Origin of the sequence: Amycolatopsis echigonensis, assembly GCF_002846615.1 — a bacterium.
Classification (GTDB): domain Bacteria; phylum Actinomycetota; class Actinomycetes; order Mycobacteriales; family Pseudonocardiaceae; genus Amycolatopsis; species Amycolatopsis echigonensis.
On sequence record NZ_PJMY01000003.1, the window covers coordinates 2,343,934 to 2,365,059 of the forward strand.

The following is a 21,126-nucleotide window of genomic DNA, read 5'->3' on the forward strand; positions in this document are numbered from 1 at the left end:
CTGGTACTGCGTACTCCCAACGGGATTCGAACCCGCGTTGCCGCCTTGAAAGGGCGGAGTCCTAGGCCGCTGAACGATGGGAGCCCGACCGGTTTCGGTGTACCGACCGACCGCGCTCTCAGGTGTTCCCCTGGGAGCGATTACAAGCATAGGGCACGTTCCGGGGGCCGCGCACCGGGGGTTCCTTAAGCGATCAGCAAGCCTCCGACCTGCGGCAACGTCCGAGTCGGCGACGTGACCGCACTGCTTCACGCCGATCGACTGCTTCGAAGCCAAGTCGGGCCATCGGTGTGCGCCACGCCACTCTACGCCGGAGACGCTTCCGCACGCCGTGATCTGAACCTGCCCAGCCCGCGCTTCGCCGCCATCGAGCCACGAGTTCAGGTCTGCCCCGGCGTCCCGCCAGAGAACTCAGCGCTGCACGGGCGCCTGGCCGTCGTCGCCCGGGCTCAGCCCGAGCATCTCCAGCAACTGCGCGCAGTCCTCCACGTCGAGCGCACCGGCCGCGACGGCAAGGCGGGCTCGGCGGACCTGATCGTCGGAGACCCGTTGCCCTTCCGACGACCCGCGCTGCGCCGGCACGCCGCCGGACAGTGACGTGCTTCCCCCGTCGGCACCTTCGTACCGAAGGAGGAACTGACGAACTTCGACCGATCCGCTCATAGCCCCTCCACGCGGTTCGCAACAACTGGCCGCGAGGCTAACCAGCGGCGCGCAGCACCGGCAGCCCCCCGGAGAGTGAACCTGTGAACACTCTCCGAAGCTTCCCTGGTAACGCATTCCAAGATCGCGAGGAACGATTTCTCCGGCTTCCCCTCGCCGATCCCCGGAACTCGTGCAACAATCGGTGTTGCTGACACACCCCCGGTCAGCGCCTGTGGAGATCCCCTCCGACCCCCGCGTTCCTCCCCTGGCGCGGGGGTCTCTCCATTCCTGACCACGGCGCTGACCTGCGGATCTACTCTCCGTACCGCCGATCAACGGACAGTCGCGAAATGCGTTTACCGACTGCGCTGAACAGGTGATCGAATTAGGCTCGCCGAGTACCGAAATGCGTGTGTCGTGGCTCACAGTGGTTTCTTTGCCGAGACCCAACCGTTATCGTGTGCGCGTGCCTCTTCCCTCCCTCGGCCGCCTCAGCAGCCGCACGAATCTCAAAGCCGTCTCGAGCGGGCGGCATCGCAATGCCGCCAAGGCCGCCGGCGACGAAGTCGTCGAGGACAAGGAGCTCACCAGCTACCTCGCCGCGCTCGCCCCGGACTCCGACCCGGAGAGCACCGGAACCGGCAGCCGCTTCGGCGACGCGCAGGTCTACCAGCTGCGCATGAACCTCATCGCCAGCCAGCAGCTCAAGGAGATCGCGGTCGCCCGGAACCTGACCCCGCAGGCCCTGGCGCAGGAATGGATCCTGGAGCGCCTCTCGTGGGAAGGCCAGGCCGCCTCCGCGCAGGAGCGCCGCCACTCCGACGCGATGACCGACGAGTTCCACATCCCGGCGGGAACGTTCGACCAGCAGCCCCTCGTCGGACGCTGATCCCCGCCCCCTGAACGAAAACCCCCGGCTTCCCCCGACGGCCGGGGGTTTTCCCTTTTCCGGGGGTCGCGATCGAGGTCCCGGCGAGCGGGACGCTCCGGGATCCGCCCGACAGTTCGCCGGAGGCGCACGCGGGCAGAGTGCGGCGAGAGCGCCGTGCCGGAAGCCAGGTGCGGCACCGCCCGGCTGCCGCGCGGCGGCAAGGTCACCGTGCGCGAAGATGCCCGGTAAGCGCGACGCAGCGCGGCTCGGATGCAGCACAGTCCGGCAACGCGGCGGTGCGACGGCACAGTGCAGCGCGCCTCGCGCCGGTACGCCGAAGCAGTCGCACGCCTGGTCGCAGCAGGACACGACCCCGCCAGCACCACCCGATCGGGTCGGATGACGCGCACCCACTCACAGTCGGGCAACCAGCCGATCCGGCGTCGCCCGTACGTGCCCGACCCCCGCGTCACGCCCCGGACCCAGGCCCCAGCGACAGCCCCGAACCCGGCAACCCCAGCCAACCGCTCGGCCCGCCCAAGCTGTGGCACACCCGCCAGCCCGACTCCACGGCCGCAAGCACCCTCGACAGCCGACCCACCACGGGACCCACCGCGGTAACCGTCGCTCCGAACATTCCCCACAACGGAACCCGCAATGAAAAAAGGCCCCGACGGGAAATCCCGTCGGGGCCCTTCATTCAGGCCTGAGAAAACGCGCGGGCCTGACTCAGATCGCGCGGACCTTCTGGGCCTGCGGACCCTTCTGGCCCTGGCCGACCTCGAACTCCACTCGCTGGTTCTCCTCGAGGGTGCGGAAGCCGCGTCCCTCGATCTCCGAGTAGTGCACGAAAACGTCGCCTTCGCCGCCGTCCTGCGCGATGAAGCCGAAGCCCTTCTCCGCGTTGAACCACTTCACAGTGCCTTGCGCCACCGCTGTACTCCTCGTAACAGATCCGCTTCGAATGCCACCGAAGCGGCACCCAGGCCGTCCCGGGCGGTTCCAACGAGACGAGCGAAGAGCTTTCGGGCCCCACGGCTCGCGTCAGAAGTTCCGCGAGTGTGAAGCCACGAACACGCAAAACGACGGCCTGGTCAGCAGCCTACCGGGATCTCACCAAATCTGAACCCCGTTGATCGCAAGGATCGGTTCCATCGTGCGCGCATCACCGGAACGTCGTATCGCCGCCTACGCAGCGCGGTCGGACCCCGAAGCTAGGCTGATCCAGTACACCCAGCGCACTTCGGTGATGCACAGTGCGCGGTCGATCGAGCCGCTTCCGTAATGGTCACTCGGTGCAGTGTGATGCTGGTCACCCCGTATTCGGTGAACGTGAAGGGTGCTCGGGACGTCTGGGTGTTCGGGGTACCAAGGGGAGATTGGGGATCGGTGTGACAATCCGACACTTCGCACGCCGCCGGGCCGGCGTCGCGGTGCTGGGCTTGATCGCCGCGCTCACGCTCGGGGCGTGCAGCAGCGGCGGGTCGAGCGTCAACGCGGGCGGGACCGCGGGCGGTGGGCCTACTGAGGCGCCGTCCACGCCTGCGAAACCGGCGGCCGTGGCGTACACGCCGGCTTCCGGGGCGGGCGACGTGTCGCCCGGAGAACCGGCGAAGGTGACCGTCGCCAACGGCACCATCGGGGCCGTCACGCTCACCAACGCCGAAGGCAAGCAGGTGCAGGGGCAGCAGTCTCCGGACAAGAAGAGCTGGAGCAGCACCGAAGACCTCGGCTACGGCAAGACCTACACCTGGTCCGGACAGGCCGTCGGCGAGGACGGCAAGCAGGTCCCGATCAACGGCTCGTTCACGACGGTCAAACCGCGCCGGCAGATGCAGGGCAGCCTGAACGTCGGCGACGGGCAGACCTACGGCATCGCGATGCCGATCGCACTCACGTTCCCGAGCGCGGTCAAGGACAAGGCTTCCGTCGAGCGCGCGCTGTCGGTGGAGACCACGCCGAAGACCGAGGGCGCGTGGGCGTGGCTCGACGGCGACACCTCGGTGCACTGGCGGCCGAAGGAGTACTTCAAGCCGAACACGAAGGTCGTCGTCTCGGCCAACATCTACGGCGTTTCGATGGGCGACGGCGTCTACGGCAAGCAGGACGTCTCCGCGAGCTTCACCATCGGCCGCTCGCAGATCGTCAAGGGCAACACCCAGGACCACACCATGCAGGTCATCCGCGACGGCCAGCAGGTCATGGACTTCCCGGTGAGCTACGGCCTCGACTCCGACCCGGGCCGCGTCACGCACAGCGGCACGCACGTGGTGATGTCGAAGCACGAGACCTACTCGATGAGCAACCCGCGCTACGGCTACACCGACGTCAACGTGCCGTGGGCGGTCCGGATCTCCAACAACGGCGAGTTCATCCACGGTCTCGCGGCGTCGATCTGGGCGCAGGGCAAGAAGAACATCTCGCACGGCTGTCTCAACCTGTCCCCGAAGAACGCGAAGACCTACTACGACAGCGTCCTTCCTGGCGACCCGGTGGAGATCTCCGGCAGCACCCAGCAGTTGAGCGCGAAGGACGGCGACTACAGCGACTGGACCTACGACTGGGCGTCGTGGACCAAGCTGTCGGCGCTCGCCGCCTGAAAACCGTGCACCGCCGAACGGCCGGGAGACCTCCAAGGCTCCCGGCCGTTCGGCTGTCCAGGGCCAAAAAATCCGATGCAACCCCGGTGAGGCCCGACCGCATGACTAGAGCAGAGAAGCGCCATCCGGCGCTCGTGGAACCAGGAGGAAACTCGTGCGTGTTCGCTTCGCTCTCGCCATCGGCTCCCTGCTGCTCGCCGGAGGAGTGGTGACCGGCGGCGCGGTCGCTTTCGCCGCGGACGCCCCGCCGTCGGTCTCGCAGCCGGCTCCGCAGACGACCGCCGCTCCGGCCGTCAGCCCCGGTGCCCCGACCGCCGCCCCCGCACCCGCGGAGCGGCAGACGGCCGCCCCGGGCGCGCCGAAGGTGGTCGCTCCGGGCCAGCCGGCGAAGGCGGGCAAGCGCGTCCCGACCGCGGTGCCCGCGGGCCCGACCGGCGACCTGAACCTGCCCTCGGTCTGGGGCTGATCACCCGGTGCCCTCCCGCTCCAGTCCGGCGTCCGGGCCGAGCTCGCCGTGGGACGGCGAGTTCGCCCGGTACTTCGGCGAGCGCGCGCACAGCCTGCGGTCCACCGCCTACCTGCTTTGCGGGGACTGGCACCGGGCCGAAGATCTCGCCCAGGCGGCGCTGCTCAAGCTGTACCTCGCCTGGCCGCGGCTGGCCCGGCACGACGCGCTCGACGCGTACGCGCGCAAAATCGTGCTGCGCACTTTCCTCGCGGAGAACCGCCGCAGCCGCTGGAAACGGGAGCGGCTCACCGACGCGCCGCCCGACGTCCCGGCTCCTGCCGCCGAGACTGAGCACGACCAGCTGATCCAGCAGGCACTCGCCGCGTTGGCCCCGCGCCAGCGCGCGGTGCTGGTGCTGCGGTACTTCGAGGACCTGTCCGTCGAGGAGACCGCCGCGGCGCTCGGCTGCCGGACCGGCACGGTGAAAAGCCAGGCCGCGCGCGGTCTGGCCACCCTGCGGGCCCGGCTGGGTCCGCACTTCGAAGCACTGCCTGTTCCGGGAGGGAGGTGAACGAGATGGTCCCTGATGACGCCGAAGACGCCGAGGCCGTGCGCGCCTTGTTCGCGCGGACGCCGGACGGCCCGCCCATGCGGGTCGACGCCGCGGACGTGATCGTGCGCGGTGCCGCCGTCCGCCGCAAGCGCAAACGCTGGGCGGTCGCGGGCAGCTCCGCCGCGACGGTCGCGGTGCTCGTGGCAGTCGGTCTCGCGGTAGGCAGCCGTGGGACCGAACAGCCGCCGGTCATGCCCGCGGGTCCGGGACTCGCCACCGTTTCGCCCGCCCCGTCCAGCCCGCCAGGACCGGTGCAGGTCCCGTCGGGTCCGGTACTGGTCCCTACGCCAGGCCCGGAGGTGAGCCCTGACTCGCCGGACAAGGTGCCCCCGTCGGAGCGGCAGACCGTTCCGCGCCCGGGCACCTCCCGGCCGGGGATGCCGCCGCGGGCGTATCCGACCACGAACGAACAGGCCCCCGTGTCTCCGGGTTCACCTGCGGGAAGCACGGCGTTACCCAGCACGACCTCCCGCTGAAACGCATTCGCGGCAAGAGTGGCGGAGGTCACCGGATCAAGTGGGTTTTCGACGAAATATCCCGGGCTTTCGGGGCGATGTTCTCAGTGGCGGCCGGAGCGGCCGTCGAACCCGTCGCTCAGCCGGCACACCATTGGCCGGCCCGAGAACCCGAGGAGGAAGCACCATGGTGCTCGTCGCACTGATGATCGAAACCGTAGTCGCCGTCGTGGTCGCCGGTGGCCTGGCAGCGTGGGCACGCAAGCGCTTCGCTCCGCAGGTCGAGGCGACGCAGAACAGCTGACTTCATACGAAAAACCGCCCTCTGTCCTTAGTGGACGGAGGGCGGTTTTCGCGTCGGCTCAGATACTCACTTGCTGGCTCCGGCGAGCTTGCCGCCGGTGTCCGTGGTGTCGATCTGCTCGATCGGCACCCGTGCCGTCTCCGGGATCTTGATGATCGGGATCAGCGCGATGAGCGCCGCGATCATCAAGTAGTACGCCGGCCAGTCCGCGTTGCCGGTGCCGCCGATCAACGCCGTGACGATCACGCCGCAGGTGCCGCCGAACAGCGACGTCGAGATGTTGTAACCGATGGCGAACGAGCCGTACCGCACGCGCGTCGGGAACATCGCCGGGAACGTCGAGCCGATGACCGCCAGCATCAGCGCCAGCAGGATCGCCACGACCAGGAAGCCGACGATCAGCCACAGCAGGCTGCCGCTCTGCATCAGCTTGATGCTCGGCCAGCTCAGCACGATGAACCCGATGGCCGCGGTGAGCAGCAAGGGTTTCCGGCCGATCCGGTCGGACAGCGCGCCCAGCGGGATCAACAGCGCGAACTGCACGATTTCCACCCCGATGATGATCAGGCTGGACTCGGTGTCGCCGATGTGCAGAGTGTCCGTGAAATACGTCGGCATCGTCGTGAGCAGCATGTAGTCGGCGATGTTCAGCAGCAGCACGATCCCGATCAGGTTCAGGATCATCCGCCAGTTGTGCTGGATGGTCTCCTTCAGCGGAGCCTTCTCCGACTTCTCGCCCGCCGCCTCGAGCCTGCGGAACTCCGGCGTGTCTTCGAGCTTCGACCGCAGGTAGAGCCCGATCGCACCGATCGGAAGCGCGATGAAGAACGGGATCCGCCAGCCCCACGCGTCGAACTGTGCGGTCGACAGCGACAGATAGGTGATCAGCACGACCGCGTTGCCGAGCACGTAGCCGGCCAGCGTGCCCATCTCCAGGAACGAACCGAAGAAACCACGCCGTTTGGTGGGCGCGTATTCGGCGATGAACGTCGCCGCGCCGCCGTACTCGCCGCCGGTCGAGAAGCCCTGGACGAGACGCAGCAGCAAGATCGCGATCGGAGCCGCGATGCCCATGCTGTAGGCACCCGAGTACGTCGGCAGCACGCCGACCAGGAAGGTGCAGCCGGACATCAGCAGAATGGTCAGGGCGAGCACCTTCTGCCTGCCCAGCTTGTCGCCCAGCGGACCGAAGAACGCTCCGCCGAACGGACGAACGATGAAGCCGACTGCCAGCAGGGCGAGCGATTTCAGCACCGCGTTGCCCTCGCCGGGGAAGAACAGTGTTCCGATACTTGTCGCGATCGCACCTGAGGTGAAAACGCCGTAGTCGTACCACTCGGTCGCATTACCCATCGCGGACGCGATCACCGCGCGCTTGACTGTTCTCTGATCGACCTCGGGTTTCCCCGTCTTTGGCTCACTCATCCCGGCGGCGACCTCCTCCTGCACACGTCCCGGCCCATCCGTTGGAGCACATTTCCCCAGTCTTGACCGGATGACACGTGCTGGCAGGATGAGTCGCGAAATTTCTACCGTGCGGAATTTTCCGACTACCCTGCGCTGAGGAAACGCGGCCGCGCCGGTCAGGGCGGGTGCCCGCGGGTCCTTCCGCCGGGTTAACGTCGTCCCATGAGTCCTGTTTCCGGTCCGTGGCCGCCCGTGCCGGTGGAGCCGCCGGAGATCCACCCGAAAGCCCCCGCGCCCGGCACCGAACTCGGCGCACACTTCGCCGAGTGCTTCGGCTGCGGCGACGAGGTAGACGACGGCCTGCACCTGCGCTCAGCCATCGGCGACGGCTACACGGTGCACTCGAAGTTCACCGTGACCGCCGCACACCAAGGCGCCCCCGGCCTAGCCCACGGCGGCCTGCTGGCCTGCGCCTTCGACGAAGCACTCGGCTCGACGGTAGGCAACCTGCTGCACCGCCCCGCGGTAACCGGCAAGCTCGAGACCGACTTCCGCCGCCCAGTACCGGTCGGGTCCACGCTGTACATCGAGGCCAGGCTGGACGGAGTCGCCGGCCGCAAGATCTACGTAAGCGCAGACGGACACCTAGACGCCACAGACGGCCCAGTAGCAGTGAACGCCCGAGCAGTATTCATCGCAGTCGGCTTCGAACACTTCAGCACCCACGGCGACCCGCAAGCGCTGGAGAAACTCGCCGAACAACACCGCCGCAACAAACGCGACTGGGACATCAACCCCTAACCCCCCAGCCCGCTCGCCCCCCGAGGACCGTCCGTGAGGGACTCCTCCACGGAATTAAATTCCCTCAAGGAGCCCTTCACGACCCCCAACCGGCACCGGTGCACGCAAAAAATCGAGGCACCCAGCCCCTCCCCCGCACCCCGATACGAAGCCTCCCTGCGGTTCGGGGGTGCTTGTCAAGGCATCTTTCCCGCCTTGACAAGCACCCCCGAACCGTCAGCACACTTAGGCTTCGGGGTGCCCCACGCAACCACCCGGGCGCAATGTCGCCGCCAGGCGACGAGCAGACCCCAACTCAGGTAAGCGTCCGAGGCCGAATCGCATTCGCCCGATCCACCAACGCGATCCGATCACTAGAACTGTCGGTAAGCCGAGCCAAAGACCGATAACACCGCTCCAGCCCAAACCGGACGTCCCGCTCCTCCAGCTCGCACCCGAGCACCTTCGCGGTGGTAACCGGCTTCGCCTGGCCAGGCACCTTCAACCAGTCGTAAGCCGCCTCCAGCACCTCCGCGCTGAGCCGCGTATGCCGCTCCGCGTCCAAATTGAGCCGCTGCAACCGACCCGACGCATCGACCAGATCGCGCTCAGTAACCGCCTGGTGCTCGCCATTGCCCGCACCCTGCGCCCGCGTCTTGATCTTGATCGCCGCGACCTGCGCGTCCACGTAATGCGTCGAAGTCGCCGGAACCCCTTCCAGCACCTCGACCGCGCTCTCCCGCGCCCCCTGCGCCAGGTACACGCGAGCCAGCCCGAACGCAGCACTCACGTAGGTCCGGTCCGTCCGCCAAACCAGCTCGTAGAACCGCGCCGCACCGAAGTAGTCCCCGACGCCCTCGGCACTCACGCCCAACGCCAGCTTCGGCGCGATCTCCCCCGGCAGGTCGTCGTACACCGCGTCGAACGCCACGTGCGCCACCCGGGGCCGACCGCCCGCCAGCTCGATCAGCCCGCGGTACCAGTCGATCCGCCAGTCGTGCGGGAACCCGTGCCGGATCGCCAGGTACTGCGCGGCCTGCAACTGCCGCTGCGCCTCCACGAACTCGCCCAGCTCGATCCGGGCGCGGACAATCCGCAGCCGAACCTCGATCGACTCGCGCGGCGCCGTAGCCAGGGCCTCGATCGCCTCGTGCGGGTCCAGCGCGGTCGTCGTAGCGAGCACACCGGCGGCCGGGTCATCCGTGTCGACCTGCGGAATCGGCAGGCCGGCGACGACCTCGGCGGCGTCCGGCAGCGGCACGCGCTCGCCCTGCTCCGGCACCACGAGGTGGACCCCGAACGTCCGGCTCTCCGGCCCGAACACGGTCGACGCGGCCGGACGCGGCTGGCCAGTGCCGAGCGCCATGATCTCGCGCAACACGCCGGTCAGCTGGTCGGCCATGTCGTCCGCGGCGATGAAGCGGCGGTCCGGATCGGCGTGCGTGGCGCGCTTGAGGAACCGGTAGTACGACCCGAACAGCGCGAACAGCGGCACCTTGTCCGGGCCGGGCAGCGTGTTCTTGTACTCGCGGGTGTAGCCGGCGAACTCGAAGCTCAGCACCGCCAGCGTCCGGCCGACCGTGTACAGGTCCGAGGACACCGAGGCGCCCTGCGTCGCCAGCTCGGGCGCGCTGTAGCCGGTGGTGAAGAACAGCGGGCTCTCGTAGTCGTCGATCCGCCGCACCGCGCCGAGGTCGATCAGCTTGAGCTGCTCGCGGGTCTGGATGACGTTGTCCGGCTTGAGGTCGCAGTACAGCAGGCCCTGGCTGTGCAGATAGCCGAGCGCGGGCAGGATCTCCAGGCCGTACGCGATGACCTGGCCGATCGGCAGCGGCTCCGGCCGGTTGCTTTCCCGGTGGTGCTGCAGCGCGAGCTGGCGCAGCGACTGGCCGCCGACGTACTCCATCACGATGTAGCCGACGGTGTTGCCGGTCTGCGCGTCCGGATGCTGCACGAAGTTGTGGATCTTGACGATGTTCGGGTGCTCGACCTCGGCGAGGAACCGCTGCTCGTTCGCCGCGGCGGCCATCGCGGTGGAGTCGCCGGTGTCGATCAGGCCCTTCAGCACGACCCAGCGGTCGGACACGTTGTGGTCCTTGGCCAGGTAAATCCAGCCGAGACCGCCGTAGGCGAGCGCGCCGAGCACCTCGTACTGGCCGCCGACGAGCTCGTGCGGCTTCAGCTTCGCGACGAACGAGAACGGCGTGCCGCACTTCTCGCAGGTGCCCTCGGGCTCGCCCGGCTGCCCGTCCTTGCCGCGGCCGACCTTCGCGCTGCAGTTGCCGCAGAACCGCTTGTCCTCGGCCACGACCGGGTTCGCCAGCACGGCGGTCGACGGATCGCGGTACGGAACCGGCGGGACGTCGATGAGACCCGCGCCGAGCCGTCCGCGCCGGGAGCGGCGGGTGCCGCGCGAGCCGGTGCGCCGGGAGGTGCCGGGGAACGAACCGGTTCCGGTGCCCGTGCCAGTGCCTTGCGAACCCTGGGAGCCCTGCGAGCCGGTGCCGTGCCCCTCGCTGCCGCCGGACGGCAGAACGCTGTCCGTGCCGTGATCGGGCAGCGGGCCGCCGTCGGCCGGGGCCACCCGCGGGGTCGGCGGCATGATGCTCTGGGTGTGCGGCGTCGGGCTGGCCAGCACGCTGGTGGGCATCGGCGCGGCCGGGTCGACCGGAGCGACCGGCTGGTTCGACTGCGGCAGGATCACCGGCGCGAGGTCGCCCGGCGGACGTGTGGGGGCTTCCCCTCCGTCAGCCGGACGCTTGGCCTGAGCCGCGGTGCCCATCGGGATCGGGCCGGAGTTCGGGCCAGTGGCGCGGTTCTCCGGCGGGCGGGACGGCCGGTTGCCCTGTCCTTGCGGTGCCTGCTGCGGACGGTTCGGCGGGACCGGCCGCTGTCCGGTGCGCGACTGCGGCGGGTACGGCTGCCCCTGGGACGGCGGCGCGGGCTGATTCTGCTGCCCCGGTGCGGAAGCCGGGTACGGCTGGCCCTGAGGGCGGCTTTGCGGCGGCATCGGCTGGCCGCCGCGAGGAGCCGGACGACCCTGCGTCCGCGGCGGCTGCTGCCCAGCTGGACCGGACGGAGCCGCTTGCCCTGGCTGGGCTGCCTGCTGGGCCTGCCCCGGCTGAGCGGCCGGGGCGGACGGCCCCCGCTGCGCCTGCTGTCCGGGCTGACCGGGCTGACCGGGCTGTCCGCCCTGAGCACCCTGCGGACGCTGCACCGGAGCGTTGATCAACGTCTCGGCATCGGGATCCGCCTGCGGGTTCAACCGCCCGGACACCGACGGTTCCGGGGTGTCCCAGCGCACCGGCGGCGGCGGGGTCCACGAAGCGTCGGCCGCCTCGCCCCGCTCGGACGGCTGGTCCGCGGTTTTCGCCTCGTCGCCGTCCCCGTCCGGTGCTGCGTGCCGAGGACGGCGCGCCTCCTCCGACACAACTACCTCCCGAGCTCCCCGCGGCAAACCTGCCGCTCAAAAAGTACAACTTGCGCCGCCTCGGCGCTGCGAGACCGCCCTGGTCACCCGTATTGCGGGGACGGCGGGTTCGCCGGTCCCAGCCGGGAGCCGACCCAGGTCTGGTAACTGTTCGCCCAGGTGCCGTCGCCGCGGATCTTGTCCAGCACCGCGTTCACGAAGCGGACCAGGTCCTCCTCGTCCTTCGGGATGCCGACGCCGTAATTCTCCTGCGTCATCGGGTCTCCCACGACCTTCACCGTCGGGTCCTGCGCGGCCATGCCCGCCAGGATCGTGTCGTCCGTGGACACCGCGTCGACCTGGCTCTGCTGCAGCATCACCAGGCAGTCCGACCAGTTCGACACCGACACCGCGACCGGTTTGGCCGGGTCGGTGGCGATCTTCGCGAGCGAGGTCGACTTCGCCGCCGCGCACACGCGTTTCCCGGCGAGGTCGGCCAGCGACTGCGCGTTCGACGACTTCGGCACCAGGATCTTCTGCCCGGCCACGTAGTACACCGACGAGAACTGCACCTGCTTCCGCCGGGCGCAGGTGATGCTGTAGGTCCGGACCACCACGTCGACCTGGTGTTCCTTCAGCACGGTTTCCCGCTGCGAGGACGTGATCGCCCGGTACTGCACGTGCCCGTCGGAACCGAAGATCTGCTTGGCGATCTCGTTGACGAGATCGATGTCGAAGCCCTCGAGCTTGCCGGTCTTCGGATTCCGGAAGCCGAAGAGATAGGTCGTCTGGTCGACGCCCGCGATGAGCTTCCCGCGCTGTTTGATCTTCTGCAGGCTCGGCCCCGAGGTGTCCAGACCATTCGGCGCGAGACTGACCAGCGGGTTGCAGCTGGTGTCGGAATCGCCGCCGGCCGCGGCGTCCGGGCCGCCGACACCCGCCGGGGTCGGCCAGGCCGCGTCGGTGACCGGTGCGGCCTCCATCTGCTGGCTCGCCGTCCCGCAGGCGGCGGCGAGAACCGCGACCACCGCGAGCACGGCAGTCCGGACGAAGTGCCGCGACCGGATCACCGGTACTCCCTCAGTCTCTCTCGCACGCCGACTGTGATGCCGCCCGCGGCGAGCACCGCCAGCACGCCGACGCCCGCCGCGAGCGCGGTGAGCGCGTTGTCGCCGGATCTGGTGCTGTCGAGGAATTCCTGACGGCAGACGTCGATCGCGGCCTGGAGGTTCGTGTCGAGCCGGGCGAATGCGGCGGCCGCGCTGTTCGGGCTCACGCTCGTCGCGAAGTCGACCGCCTCCTGGTACTGCCCGCCGTCGTCGAGGCGGCGGACCTGAAGGTGGGCCAGCGACCATTCGCGCGCGGCCTGTTCCGCCGCTTCGATCTTCTGCTCCCCCGTGGTGCCGGAGGCGAGACCGCGAGCGTCGCCGAGCAGACCGCCCTTGCCGTCGGCTCCGACGAGCTTTTCGGCCAACTGGATGAACTGCTGTTCGTACGCGCCGCCGTCGCCGCGCGCGACCAGAGTGAGGGTTTCGTCCGCGCGGGCCTGCAGCGCGTAGATCCGGGCCCGCACTAGGATGTCGACCTGCGAGGTGCCATCGGTGCGCCCGGTCGCGACGAGACTGCCCTGCACGATGAGCGCGACCGCGCCCCACAGCAGCGTCAGCACGACGCAGCCGGTGGCGACGAGCAGCCCGATGTTCAGCACCCGGTTCGTCCGCCGGGTCAGGTAGATCTGCGCGGCCACGAGCGCCGCGAGGAGCGCGGCGATCAACGCGACCGCCGCCCACGGCACGTCGCTGCTGCTGTCCTGCTCGTCGAAAAGCTTCTTGGTGTGCGCGTTGTAGAGCGCGTCCGCGGCGGGCAGGATCGTCGAGCGCATCAGCTGCGAAGCCTCGCGCAGATACGAAGCGCCGGACGGGAAACCCTGCCGGTTGTTCGCGCGCGCGGTCTCGACGATTCCGGTGTAGACCGGGACCTTCTGGTTCAGGATGTCCACCTGGTGGGCGGCGTCGCCGACGTCGGTGGTGTCGGACGCCGCGCGGGCGAGCGCGGCTCCCGCTTCGGCGATGTCCTGCTCGTACCGCTTCCGCAGCGCGGGCGGTTCGGTGCCGACGGAAAGGAAGGCGCTGGCCGCGGTCGCGTCCGCGTCCGACAGCGAGCGGAACACCTGCTGCGCCGCCCCCGCGAGAGGTTCCCGGTGATCGATCAGGCCGTTGATCGTGTTGTCCTTGTCTTGCACGGACAACACGCCCACAAGGCCGGCCACCAGCGAAAGCAGCACCAGGGCGACCGCGATCAGCGACAGTTTGCCGGGCGTGGTGGTCGTGGATCTGACGACCGCGCGCACCGCCTGGCCGGGCAAGTCCAGCAGCCCGGCGATTCCGCTGCGGCCCCGAAATTCCTCCGGTGGGGGCTCGGCAGTCGTTTCCGGCCGCGTCGCAGTGCTGCTCATCCCCGATCCTCCCCGTGTGCCACTCGCAGAAGGTAGCCGGTCGGGCAAGCCGCAGCGAACGACACCCGGAAGGTGTCACCTGCACGTGATCTCAGCCAGCGCACCGACCGTGGCTTCGGCCTTTCTCACCGGTTCGGCTGATAGCGCTGCTGCGTAGCAACCCCTGGGTTGCCGCTTCGGCCATAGCCGCGCGTACGTCGACGCACCACGGACCGTCCGCGCGCAGTTCGACGTACGCACCTTCGCCGTTCTTCAGCTCCAGCTCGCGTTCTCCGTCTACCGCGATAACGCCGCCACCTGCGGCAAGGTCGACGCGTACGCCGGGACGCAGCACTCCCCAGCCGCGTACGCCGACAGGACGCACGACGCCGGGCGCGATCGCGGCGTGCACCACGTACGCGGAGCTGTCGACCGGGCCAAGCTGAAGCGCCACACCGTCCGCACTGGAACGAGAACTAGGACACAGCTGTCCGGCAATGCTCGACAGGCCAATGCCATCCGGCTCGGCAAAGGTGCAATACAGCTCAGTGAGCGCAGTCGGATCCCAAAGCGCCTTCGCGCCGACGTGTTTGTTCATCGAGACCGCGACGTCCACCAGCGCGATCTCGCGGCGGTTCTTCGTGACGACCTCGAGCATGCTGACCCGCTGGGTCACGAGGTCGGCGTCGACCTGGCCGCTCGCGACCATCCCGGCGGCGAGCCCGGCCACGGTGGCCTCTCCGGCCTGCGGGAAAGCGTTGTTGGTGCCAGTCGGCAACGCGAGCAGCGGGACGTCGCCGCACGCCTTCGCGGCGACCCGGGCAGTGCCGTCGCCGCCGAGGCACACGATCACGCCGGCCCCGGCGTCGACCATCTGGCGCACCGCGTTGATGGTGTCCTGCGCGGTGCCGGTGAGCGTGTCCTCGTCGCAGAAGTCCACCTCAGGCAGCGGATCGCTGCCGAGATCGCGCAGCACGGCGGCGGAGATGCCGCCCAGGTCGCTGGACAGCAGCGCACGGTCGACGCCGGTCACCGCGAACGCCGACAGCAGCCGGCGCACCAGGTTGGCCTTCTCCTCGACCGGGAAGGCCGACGCCTGTGTGACGAGTCTTCGGATGTCCTGTCCGGACGCCGGGTTCGCCACGATTCCCGCAACGACTTCCCCCATCGAGCATCCCCCCAAGTCCGCTGTCGCCAGGGGACCAGCACACGCGTCCGGTCGCGCGGAGGAAAGGGTTGCACGGACGTTGCGTCGCCCGTGCCCTCCACGCCGGCCAGAGCCTACCCTGGGTTCTGGCGTGGCTACCCGTCGTTCAGACGAGAGAAGCAAGTCCTTCGCAGGTGTACCCGGCTTCTTCGACAGCGGCGCGGACGGCGGCCTCGTCGAGGACTTCGGCGCTGCGGACCGTCACGTGTCCGGTTTCGACGTCGACGGTCACGTTCTCGACGCCGGGCACCTCGGTCAGTTCTTCGGTGACCGACTGCGCGCAGTGGCCGCAGGACATCCCGGTGACGAGATAAGTGTTTTCGCTCATGCCCGCGAGCCTACGAGCTCCGGACAGGCCACGATCGGGTGATCCACAATGGCCGGTCAGGGACCCAAAGCCTTGGCGGGCAACAGGATCCGCATCGTGAGACGCCTCGGCGGCGATCCGGTCGCGATCCGGCCGCGGAGACGAAAGAAGCCACCACCCCCGCAACCGGGAGTGGTGGCGACTTAGCGATTAAACGCAGGTCAGATCAGGCTGACCGACGTGGCCTGCGGGCCCTTCTGGCCCTGGCCGATCTCGAACTGCACGCGAGCGTTCTCCTCGAGGGTACGGAAACCGTTGCCCTGGATCTCGCTGTAGTGCACGAAGACGTCGCCGCCGCCGTTGTCGGGAGTGATGAAGCCGAACCCCTTCTCGGAGTTGAACCACTTCACGGTGCCCTCAGTCATCTAAACAATCTCCATACATAACACCAAAACAGGAAGCCGACCGACGTCCTGGGCCCAGACACGGGCGAGATGCGTTCCCCGGAGAGGAGGACCACGCCCGCTGAGTTCTGCGAGCGTGCTAAACCACGAACACAAAAATCGAGACCAACTAAAGTAAAGCACAGCGGAGCGGGCGCGGACAAGCCGACTCACCCGAAAGTCCCGCGACCGGGGTCACTCCCCGCTGGCGTGGCGCAGCGGCTCGCCGAACGGCGACCGCCAGTCGGCTCCCTGGTCGGGCACGACCACGGCTACGTCGTGGGCTTCCGCGCTGGCGCTGAACAGCACCGGAACCACGCCGGACCGGGTCTGGGCAGGCACCTCCGCGACGTCGCCGCGCTCCGGCTCCTCGCTCACCACGGACACCAGCGCACCGGCCCGCGCGGACCGGGCGCGGCCGCGAGCGGTCGCCCCTGCGGTACGGGATTTCCCGTCCTTTTCGTCGGCCATGACGAACTCCCCTCGTTCCTTCCCCGCGCCACGCGGGGGATGACCGCGATGGTGCCATCCGGCACCGACAAAAACCCGGCCGAAACCGGTTGTTCCCACCCCTGAAACGCGCGAATGGCCGCGAACCGAGCCGGGGAACGTGTCCACCCGGGAATTTCCCCAACCGGACGCGGGCCGAAGCGAACCGCGCGAGCCGAGTCCGGATGCCGAACCCCGGGAACTGAAGTCAGGCTACCCGAGCCAACCCCGTCCAGCCACTGAACATTCCCGGCGTTTCTTTGTGTTCTCAGGAAGATTTCAGGTCGAGGAAGGACGCACCGCTCCGAGAAGCGTGCTCAGCCGGACGTCCGGCGTCACCACGTCCGGGTCTGTCCGGACGTCGATCACGCACGGCCGCTGCCGCACGAGCGCGCTCGCGATGATCGGTTCGAGCCGCTCGCGATCGTCCACCGTGTACCCCGCCGCGCCGAGTCCTCGCGCCCACGAAGCGAAGTCAGTCAGCGGGATGGTCACTCCGGACAGCCGTCCGTGCGTACGCGCCTGATGCATCGCGAGCGGACCGTGCAAGCCGTTCTGGAACACGACCACCATCACCGGCGCGCGGTAACGCACAGCCGTCTCGATCTCTTGCCCTGTCATGAGCGTGCCCGCGTCGCCGACCATCGCGACCACAGCGCGTCGCGGCTCGGCGAGTTTGGCCGCTACAGCCGCAGGCACCGCGTACCCCATCGCAGCGTTGCTCGGACCGAGCTGGCTGCGCGGAGCGGTGAAGCACCAGTAGCGGTGCATGAACTGCGCGAAGTTGCCGGCGTCGCTCGTGACGATGGTGTCCTCGGGCGCGAGCTTTCGCAGCGCGCGCACGACGTCGACCGGATGTACGCGCGTGTTGTCGCTTGTGTTCGGCGGTGTCATAAACGTGTGCACGGCAGCATTTGCGGCCGACGCTCTGCGCGTACGCGGCGAAGCGATCGCGCGCAGCTCCTTCAGGAACGGCTCGACCTCAGTGTCCACACGGAACGTCAGGCCGCGGCGGCGCTGTTCGTCGATGCCAGTGCCGACAAGGACGAGCGTCTGCTGCGGAGTGGGATAGCGGAAGCCCTGCGTCGTGACTTCGTCGAGCTGAGTGCCCAACGCGAGCACCAGGTCGGCTCGTTCCAGCGCGTCGAGCTGCCGCGCGGGGATGCCGAGGCCGAGGTGTCCGGCGTAGCGCGCGTGATTCTCCGGGAACGCGTCCTGGCGGCGGAAAGCGTTGTACACCGGGAGCGCCAGCTCGTCGGCCACTGCGATCAGCTCGTCCCGCGCCGACCGCGCGCGCCCGCCGACGATGACCACCGGATAGCGCGCTTCGTCCACCAGCCCGGCGACCGCTTCCGCCGAACGGCCCAGCGTTCCGGAGGCAGGCGGGCGAACCTTCGCCACCGGTTTGGCCGAGTCGTAGGGGACGCCCCACGCGTCGCTCGGCACGCCGATCACCACCGGGCCCGGCCGTCCTTCGCGGCACCGGGCGAGGCCTTCGGCGAGCAGATGCGGCACGTCGTCGGGATCGTCCGCGCGGACGCACCATTTGGCGATCGATTCGAACATCGCGGTCGAATCCGACGTCGGGACCTCGCCGGTGAGCACCGGGTCGAGTGGCGGGGTTTCGAGCAGCACCACCATCGGCGTCTCGTCCTGGTACGCCGTCTGCACGCCCATGACCAGCGCCGCGGCGCTCGGACCGCGGCTGGCGAGCAGCACGGCGGGACGTTCGGTGAGCTTGCCCTCGGCCTCGGCCATGAAGGCCGCGCCCGAATCGTGGCGGGCCGAAACGAGCGTGACATCGCGCTCGCGGCGCAGCGCGTCGAGCAATTCCAGGAACGACTCGCCGACGACCGCGTACACCCGGCGGACCCGGGCCTCGTTCAAGACGCGTACGGCCGTTTGCGCGACGGTGGTTCCCACTTGGTATCTAATGAGGAGAGCTTAGGGCGGCACCGTGAACCGGCGTCAAGTGATCTTGAAAAACTCGCCGCCGGATTGTGCCGATTGCCGGATCGGGCTGCCCACCAGTTGGGAGGACGCCGTCGTGACATCCGCCGAACATGAGACTGTTTTCACTTACGGGGCTCCGGCGCTCAAGTACGGAACCGGGGCGAGCGACGAGATCGGATACGATCTGGGACAGTTCGGCGCGCGCCGCGTGCTCGTGGTGACCGACCCGGTCGTCGCGGCGACCGGGTGGCCGGAGCGGATCGCCGAGGGTATCCGCGGCTACGGGATCGCGGCCGAGACATTCGACGGCGTGCATGTCGAGCCCACCGACGTCAGCCTGCAGAAGGCCGTGGACTTCGCCCGCGGAACCGGCCCGTACGACGCGTTCGTCGCGGTCGGCGGCGGCTCCAGCATCGACACCGCGAAGGCCGCCAACCTGCTGACCAGCAACGACGGCGAGCTGATGGACTACGTCAACGCGCCGGTCGGCGGCGGCCGCGCGCCGGCGAACCCGCTGAAACCGCTGGTCGCGGTGCCGACGACGACCGGAACCGGCTCGGAAAGCACCACCGTGTGCGTCCTGGACGTGCTGTCGCTGCGGGTGAAGAGCGGGATCAGCCACCTGCGGCTGCGCCCGACGCTCGCCGTCGTGGACCCGCGGCTCACGGTCAGCCAGCCCGCCGGGGTCACCGCCGCGAGCGGAATGGACATCCTGTGCCATGCCGCGGAGAGCTACACCGCCAAGCCCTACACCGAGTTCGGCCGGAAACGGCCGGAGGAGCGCGTGCCGTACTGCGGCGCGAATCCGCTGGCGGACATGTTCGCGGAGAAGTCGCTGCAGCTGCTGTCGTGGGCCCTGCCCGCCGCGGTGCGCGACGGCGACGACCTGGCCGCGCGCGAGGCGATGGCACTGGCCGCGACGTTCGCCGGGCTCGGCTTCGGCAACGCCGGCGTGCACATCCCGCACGCCAACGCGTATCCGATCGCCGGACAGGTCCGGGATTTCCACCCCGACGGCTATCCTGGTGACGAAGCGATGGTGCCGCACGGCATGGCCGTCTCGCTCACCGCACCCGCCGCGTTCCGCTTCACCTTCGCCGCGAACCCGGAACGGCACCAGCGCGTCGCTCGGCTGCTGGCCCCGGATTTCGAGTGGTCTGGCGACTTCGCCGACCACCTCCCCGCCGTGCTGACCTCGCTGATGCGCGAAATCGGCCTGCCCGCCGGGATCGGCGCGGTCGGCTACCTCGAGTCCGATGTGGACTCTCTGATGGAGGGAACGCTGAAGCAGCAACGGTTGCTGGCCACCGCGCCGCGCACACCGTCCGAAAAGGACCTGGCAGGAATTCTGCGGGATTCGGTGCAGCTGTGGTGAGCTATCCGCACTGGCAGACGGTTCCGTTGCGCTGGAAGGACAACGACGTCTACGGCCACGTGAACAACGTGGTGCATTACTCGCTGATGGACACCGTCATCAACACCTGGCTGATCGAACGCGGCGGTCTCGACATCGAGTCCGGGCCGGTGATCGGGCTGTGCGTGGAATCGCATTGTGCTTACCACGCTTCGGTTTCATTCCCGGACACGTTGCGGATCGGGCTGCGGGTGGCGCACCTCGGGCGGTCGAGCGTGCGGTACGAGATCGGGATGTACACGGCCTCGGAAACCTTGGTGGCGGAAGGGCATTTCGTGCACGTGTTCGTGGACCGCGAATCGCGGCGGCCGGTGGAAGTGACGGGGAAGCTGCGGGAATCGTTGGCGGAACTGGCTGTTTGATCACGCAGGACTGACCGCACGCAGCGCCCGGCCGCCGAGTTCGCGCAAGTGCTCCGCGAGCTCCGGAGGTTCGTGCACCTCGAACTCACGGCCAAGGCTGGTCAACCGGAACGCCAGCCACTCCAGGGTGTCGGCCGGGCTGACGACACGGCAGGTCCGGTCGTCGACCGCGGTCACTTCGCTTGCCGCGCCCCAAATCCGCGCCACCTCGTCCGCCGGCGCGTGCACGGTGACCACCGCGCGGTGCGTCGGACGGGAGGTGTGCAGTTTCGTGGTCACGTACGCCGCCGGGTCCTTGGCAGGCAGGTCTCTTTTGTTGAATCGGGCCCCGATGGCCTGCGGTTTTTCGATGCGATCGACGCGGAAGACCCGCCAGTCGTCCCGGTCACTGTCGAACGCCAGCAGATACCAGCGACGGCCGGACGACACCAGATGATGCGGTTCGACCAGCCTTTTCGTCGCCTTGCCGTCGTTGGCGAGATAGCCGAACCGCAGCCGCTCGCGGTTGGCGATCGCCGTGGCCAGGACCGTGAGCGACTCCGGATCCACGCGCGGCCCGTCGTTCAGCGGCAACGGCGCCGTCGCGCCGCTCACCACGCTGACCCGGCGCCTCAGCCGCGACGGCAGGACCCGCTCCAGCTTCGCGAGCGCACGCACCGATGCCTCGTCGATCCCCGTCACCGCGTGCCCGGACGCCATCCGCAACCCGACCGCGATCGCGACCGCTTCCTCGTCATCGAGCAGCAACGGCGGCATCGCACTGCCCGCGACCAGGCGATACCCGCCCGCCGCGCCCATCGCCGCCTCGACCGGATACCCCAGCTCCCGCAGCCGCTCGATGTCCCGGCGAACCGTGCGGCCCTCGACGCCCAGCCGCTCCGCCAGCTCACTGCCCGGCCACTGCCTCGGCGTCTGCAATAAGGACAGCAACTGCAACAACCGCGCCGCGCTCATGATCTAGGACGATATCTGACCTACATGGTCT

At 68.9% G+C, this 21,126-nt stretch carries 20 protein-coding genes and 1 tRNA gene; 8 read left to right on the forward strand and 13 right to left on the reverse strand.

Annotation, left to right across the window (positions count from 1 at the left end):
* Positions 1 to 11 precede the first annotated feature (11 nt).
* Both ATK30_RS15765 and ATK30_RS15770 read right to left on the reverse strand, forming a co-directional pair.
* Positions 12 to 84, reverse strand: a tRNA-Glu gene (locus ATK30_RS15765).
* A 327-nt stretch (positions 85 to 411) separates the two neighbouring features.
* Positions 412 to 663 carry a hypothetical protein gene (locus tag ATK30_RS15770; RefSeq protein WP_037807458.1) on the reverse strand — a complete coding sequence of 84 codons (252 nt, stop codon included), beginning with the start codon at positions 661 to 663 and terminating at the stop codon, positions 412 to 414.
* Between the two features lie 448 nt (positions 664 to 1,111).
* Here ATK30_RS15770 and ATK30_RS15775 point away from each other — a divergent pair, with 448 nt between their 5' ends.
* Positions 1,112 to 1,534: a hypothetical protein gene (locus ATK30_RS15775; RefSeq protein WP_101440860.1), complete on the forward strand. Its 423-nt coding sequence runs from the start codon at positions 1,112 to 1,114 to the stop codon at positions 1,532 to 1,534.
* A 711-nt stretch (positions 1,535 to 2,245) separates the two neighbouring features.
* On the opposite strand, the gene ATK30_RS15780 is transcribed toward ATK30_RS15775, so the two are convergent.
* Entirely contained in the window at positions 2,246 to 2,449 is a 204-nt protein-coding gene (locus tag ATK30_RS15780) for a cold-shock protein (protein ID WP_003097368.1), read from the reverse strand.
* Between the two features lie 458 nt (positions 2,450 to 2,907).
* On the opposite strand from ATK30_RS15780, the gene ATK30_RS15785 reads away from it, so the two are divergent.
* The 4 genes from ATK30_RS15785 to ATK30_RS15800 all read left to right on the forward strand — a co-directional run bounded on the left by ATK30_RS15785 (position 2,908) and on the right by ATK30_RS15800 (position 5,653).
* On the forward strand, positions 2,908 to 4,116 hold the full coding sequence (locus tag ATK30_RS15785) for a L,D-transpeptidase (RefSeq protein ID WP_101436239.1): 1,209 nt from the start codon (positions 2,908 to 2,910) through the stop codon (positions 4,114 to 4,116).
* Between the two features lie 154 nt (positions 4,117 to 4,270).
* Positions 4,271 to 4,582, forward strand: coding sequence for a superantigen-like protein SSL4 (locus ATK30_RS15790; RefSeq protein WP_101436240.1), 312 nt, complete (start codon positions 4,271 to 4,273; stop codon positions 4,580 to 4,582).
* Positions 4,583 to 4,589: 7 nt separating this feature from the next.
* Entirely contained in the window at positions 4,590 to 5,135 is a 546-nt protein-coding gene (locus tag ATK30_RS15795) for a SigE family RNA polymerase sigma factor (RefSeq protein WP_101436241.1), read from the forward strand.
* Between the two features lie 5 nt (positions 5,136 to 5,140).
* Positions 5,141 to 5,653 carry a hypothetical protein gene (locus ATK30_RS15800; protein ID WP_208637354.1) on the forward strand — a complete coding sequence of 171 codons (513 nt, stop codon included), beginning with the start codon at positions 5,141 to 5,143 and terminating at the stop codon, positions 5,651 to 5,653.
* A 349-nt stretch (positions 5,654 to 6,002) separates the two neighbouring features.
* On the opposite strand, the gene ATK30_RS15805 is transcribed toward ATK30_RS15800, so the two are convergent.
* The gene (locus tag ATK30_RS15805) at positions 6,003 to 7,361 is read right to left on the reverse strand and encodes an MFS transporter (RefSeq protein WP_101440861.1); all 1,359 of its coding nucleotides are present in this window, start codon (positions 7,359 to 7,361) and stop codon (positions 6,003 to 6,005) included.
* Between the two features lie 204 nt (positions 7,362 to 7,565).
* Here ATK30_RS15805 and ATK30_RS15810 point away from each other — a divergent pair, with 204 nt between their 5' ends.
* Positions 7,566 to 8,144: a PaaI family thioesterase gene (locus ATK30_RS15810; RefSeq protein ID WP_167441922.1), complete on the forward strand. Its 579-nt coding sequence runs from the start codon at positions 7,566 to 7,568 to the stop codon at positions 8,142 to 8,144.
* 295 nt (positions 8,145 to 8,439) lie between these two features.
* Here the strand turns inward: ATK30_RS15810 and ATK30_RS15815 are convergent, their stop codons facing one another.
* The 8 genes from ATK30_RS15815 to ATK30_RS15850 form a co-directional block, all read right to left on the reverse strand.
* Positions 8,440 to 10,905 carry a tetratricopeptide repeat protein gene (locus ATK30_RS15815; protein ID WP_101436243.1) on the reverse strand — a complete coding sequence of 822 codons (2,466 nt, stop codon included), beginning with the start codon at positions 10,903 to 10,905 and terminating at the stop codon, positions 8,440 to 8,442.
* Between the two features lie 731 nt (positions 10,906 to 11,636).
* Positions 11,637 to 12,602, reverse strand: a complete 966-nt coding sequence (locus ATK30_RS15820; protein ID WP_244194625.1) for a glutamate ABC transporter substrate-binding protein — start codon at positions 12,600 to 12,602, stop codon at positions 11,637 to 11,639.
* Positions 12,599 to 13,987 (reverse strand): hypothetical protein, encoded by a 1,389-nt coding sequence (locus ATK30_RS15825; protein WP_101436244.1) that lies wholly within the window; start codon positions 13,985 to 13,987, stop codon positions 12,599 to 12,601. The genes ATK30_RS15820 and ATK30_RS15825 overlap by 4 nt, the downstream gene beginning before the upstream one ends.
* Before the next feature lie 91 nt (positions 13,988 to 14,078).
* Complete coding sequence (locus ATK30_RS15830) at positions 14,079 to 15,134, reverse strand: ATP-NAD kinase family protein (RefSeq protein WP_101436245.1); 1,056 nt, start codon at positions 15,132 to 15,134, stop codon at positions 14,079 to 14,081.
* Between the two features lie 145 nt (positions 15,135 to 15,279).
* On the reverse strand, positions 15,280 to 15,501 hold the full coding sequence (locus ATK30_RS15835) for a heavy-metal-associated domain-containing protein (protein WP_101436246.1): 222 nt from the start codon (positions 15,499 to 15,501) through the stop codon (positions 15,280 to 15,282).
* Positions 15,502 to 15,701: 200 nt separating this feature from the next.
* Positions 15,702 to 15,905: a cold-shock protein gene (locus tag ATK30_RS15840; RefSeq protein ID WP_009071749.1), complete on the reverse strand. Its 204-nt coding sequence runs from the start codon at positions 15,903 to 15,905 to the stop codon at positions 15,702 to 15,704.
* Between the two features lie 213 nt (positions 15,906 to 16,118).
* Positions 16,119 to 16,394 carry a hypothetical protein gene (locus ATK30_RS15845; protein ID WP_101436247.1) on the reverse strand — a complete coding sequence of 92 codons (276 nt, stop codon included), beginning with the start codon at positions 16,392 to 16,394 and terminating at the stop codon, positions 16,119 to 16,121.
* 297 nt (positions 16,395 to 16,691) lie between these two features.
* Entirely contained in the window at positions 16,692 to 18,335 is a 1,644-nt protein-coding gene (locus ATK30_RS15850; RefSeq protein WP_101436248.1) for a thiamine pyrophosphate-binding protein, read from the reverse strand.
* A 124-nt stretch (positions 18,336 to 18,459) separates the two neighbouring features.
* Between ATK30_RS15850 and ATK30_RS15855 the strand changes: the two genes are divergently transcribed.
* Positions 18,460 to 19,740 (forward strand): hydroxyacid-oxoacid transhydrogenase, encoded by a 1,281-nt coding sequence (locus tag ATK30_RS15855; protein ID WP_101440863.1) that lies wholly within the window; start codon positions 18,460 to 18,462, stop codon positions 19,738 to 19,740.
* On the forward strand, positions 19,734 to 20,141 hold the full coding sequence (locus tag ATK30_RS15860) for an acyl-CoA thioesterase (RefSeq protein ID WP_101436249.1): 408 nt from the start codon (positions 19,734 to 19,736) through the stop codon (positions 20,139 to 20,141). The genes ATK30_RS15855 and ATK30_RS15860 overlap by 7 nt, the downstream gene beginning before the upstream one ends.
* On the opposite strand, the gene ATK30_RS15865 is transcribed toward ATK30_RS15860, so the two are convergent.
* Positions 20,142 to 21,095 (reverse strand): helix-turn-helix transcriptional regulator, encoded by a 954-nt coding sequence (locus ATK30_RS15865; protein WP_101436250.1) that lies wholly within the window; start codon positions 21,093 to 21,095, stop codon positions 20,142 to 20,144.
* Between the last annotated feature and the right edge of the window lie 31 nt (positions 21,096 to 21,126).

Coding starts and splice junctions, on each gene's coding strand:
- ATK30_RS15825 (WP_101436244.1), bottom strand. CDS start 13,987: ATGAGCAGCACTGCGACGCGGCCGGAAACGACTGCCGAGCCCCCACCG.
- ATK30_RS15840 (WP_009071749.1), bottom strand. CDS start 15,905: ATGACTGAGGGCACCGTGAAGTGGTTCAACTCCGAGAAGGGGTTCGGC.
- ATK30_RS15770 (WP_037807458.1), bottom strand. CDS start 663: ATGAGCGGATCGGTCGAAGTTCGTCAGTTCCTCCTTCGGTACGAAGGT.
- ATK30_RS15800 (WP_208637354.1), top strand. CDS start 5,141: ATGGTCCCTGATGACGCCGAAGACGCCGAGGCCGTGCGCGCCTTGTTC.
- ATK30_RS15810 (WP_167441922.1), top strand. CDS start 7,566: ATGAGTCCTGTTTCCGGTCCGTGGCCGCCCGTGCCGGTGGAGCCGCCG.
- ATK30_RS15830 (WP_101436245.1), bottom strand. CDS start 15,134: ATGGGGGAAGTCGTTGCGGGAATCGTGGCGAACCCGGCGTCCGGACAG.
- ATK30_RS15845 (WP_101436247.1), bottom strand. CDS start 16,394: ATGGCCGACGAAAAGGACGGGAAATCCCGTACCGCAGGGGCGACCGCT.
- ATK30_RS15815 (WP_101436243.1), bottom strand. CDS start 10,905: ATGGGCACCGCGGCTCAGGCCAAGCGTCCGGCTGACGGAGGGGAAGCC.
- ATK30_RS15805 (WP_101440861.1), bottom strand. CDS start 7,361: ATGAGTGAGCCAAAGACGGGGAAACCCGAGGTCGATCAGAGAACAGTC.
- ATK30_RS15835 (WP_101436246.1), bottom strand. CDS start 15,501: ATGAGCGAAAACACTTATCTCGTCACCGGGATGTCCTGCGGCCACTGC.
- ATK30_RS15865 (WP_101436250.1), bottom strand. CDS start 21,095: ATGAGCGCGGCGCGGTTGTTGCAGTTGCTGTCCTTATTGCAGACGCCG.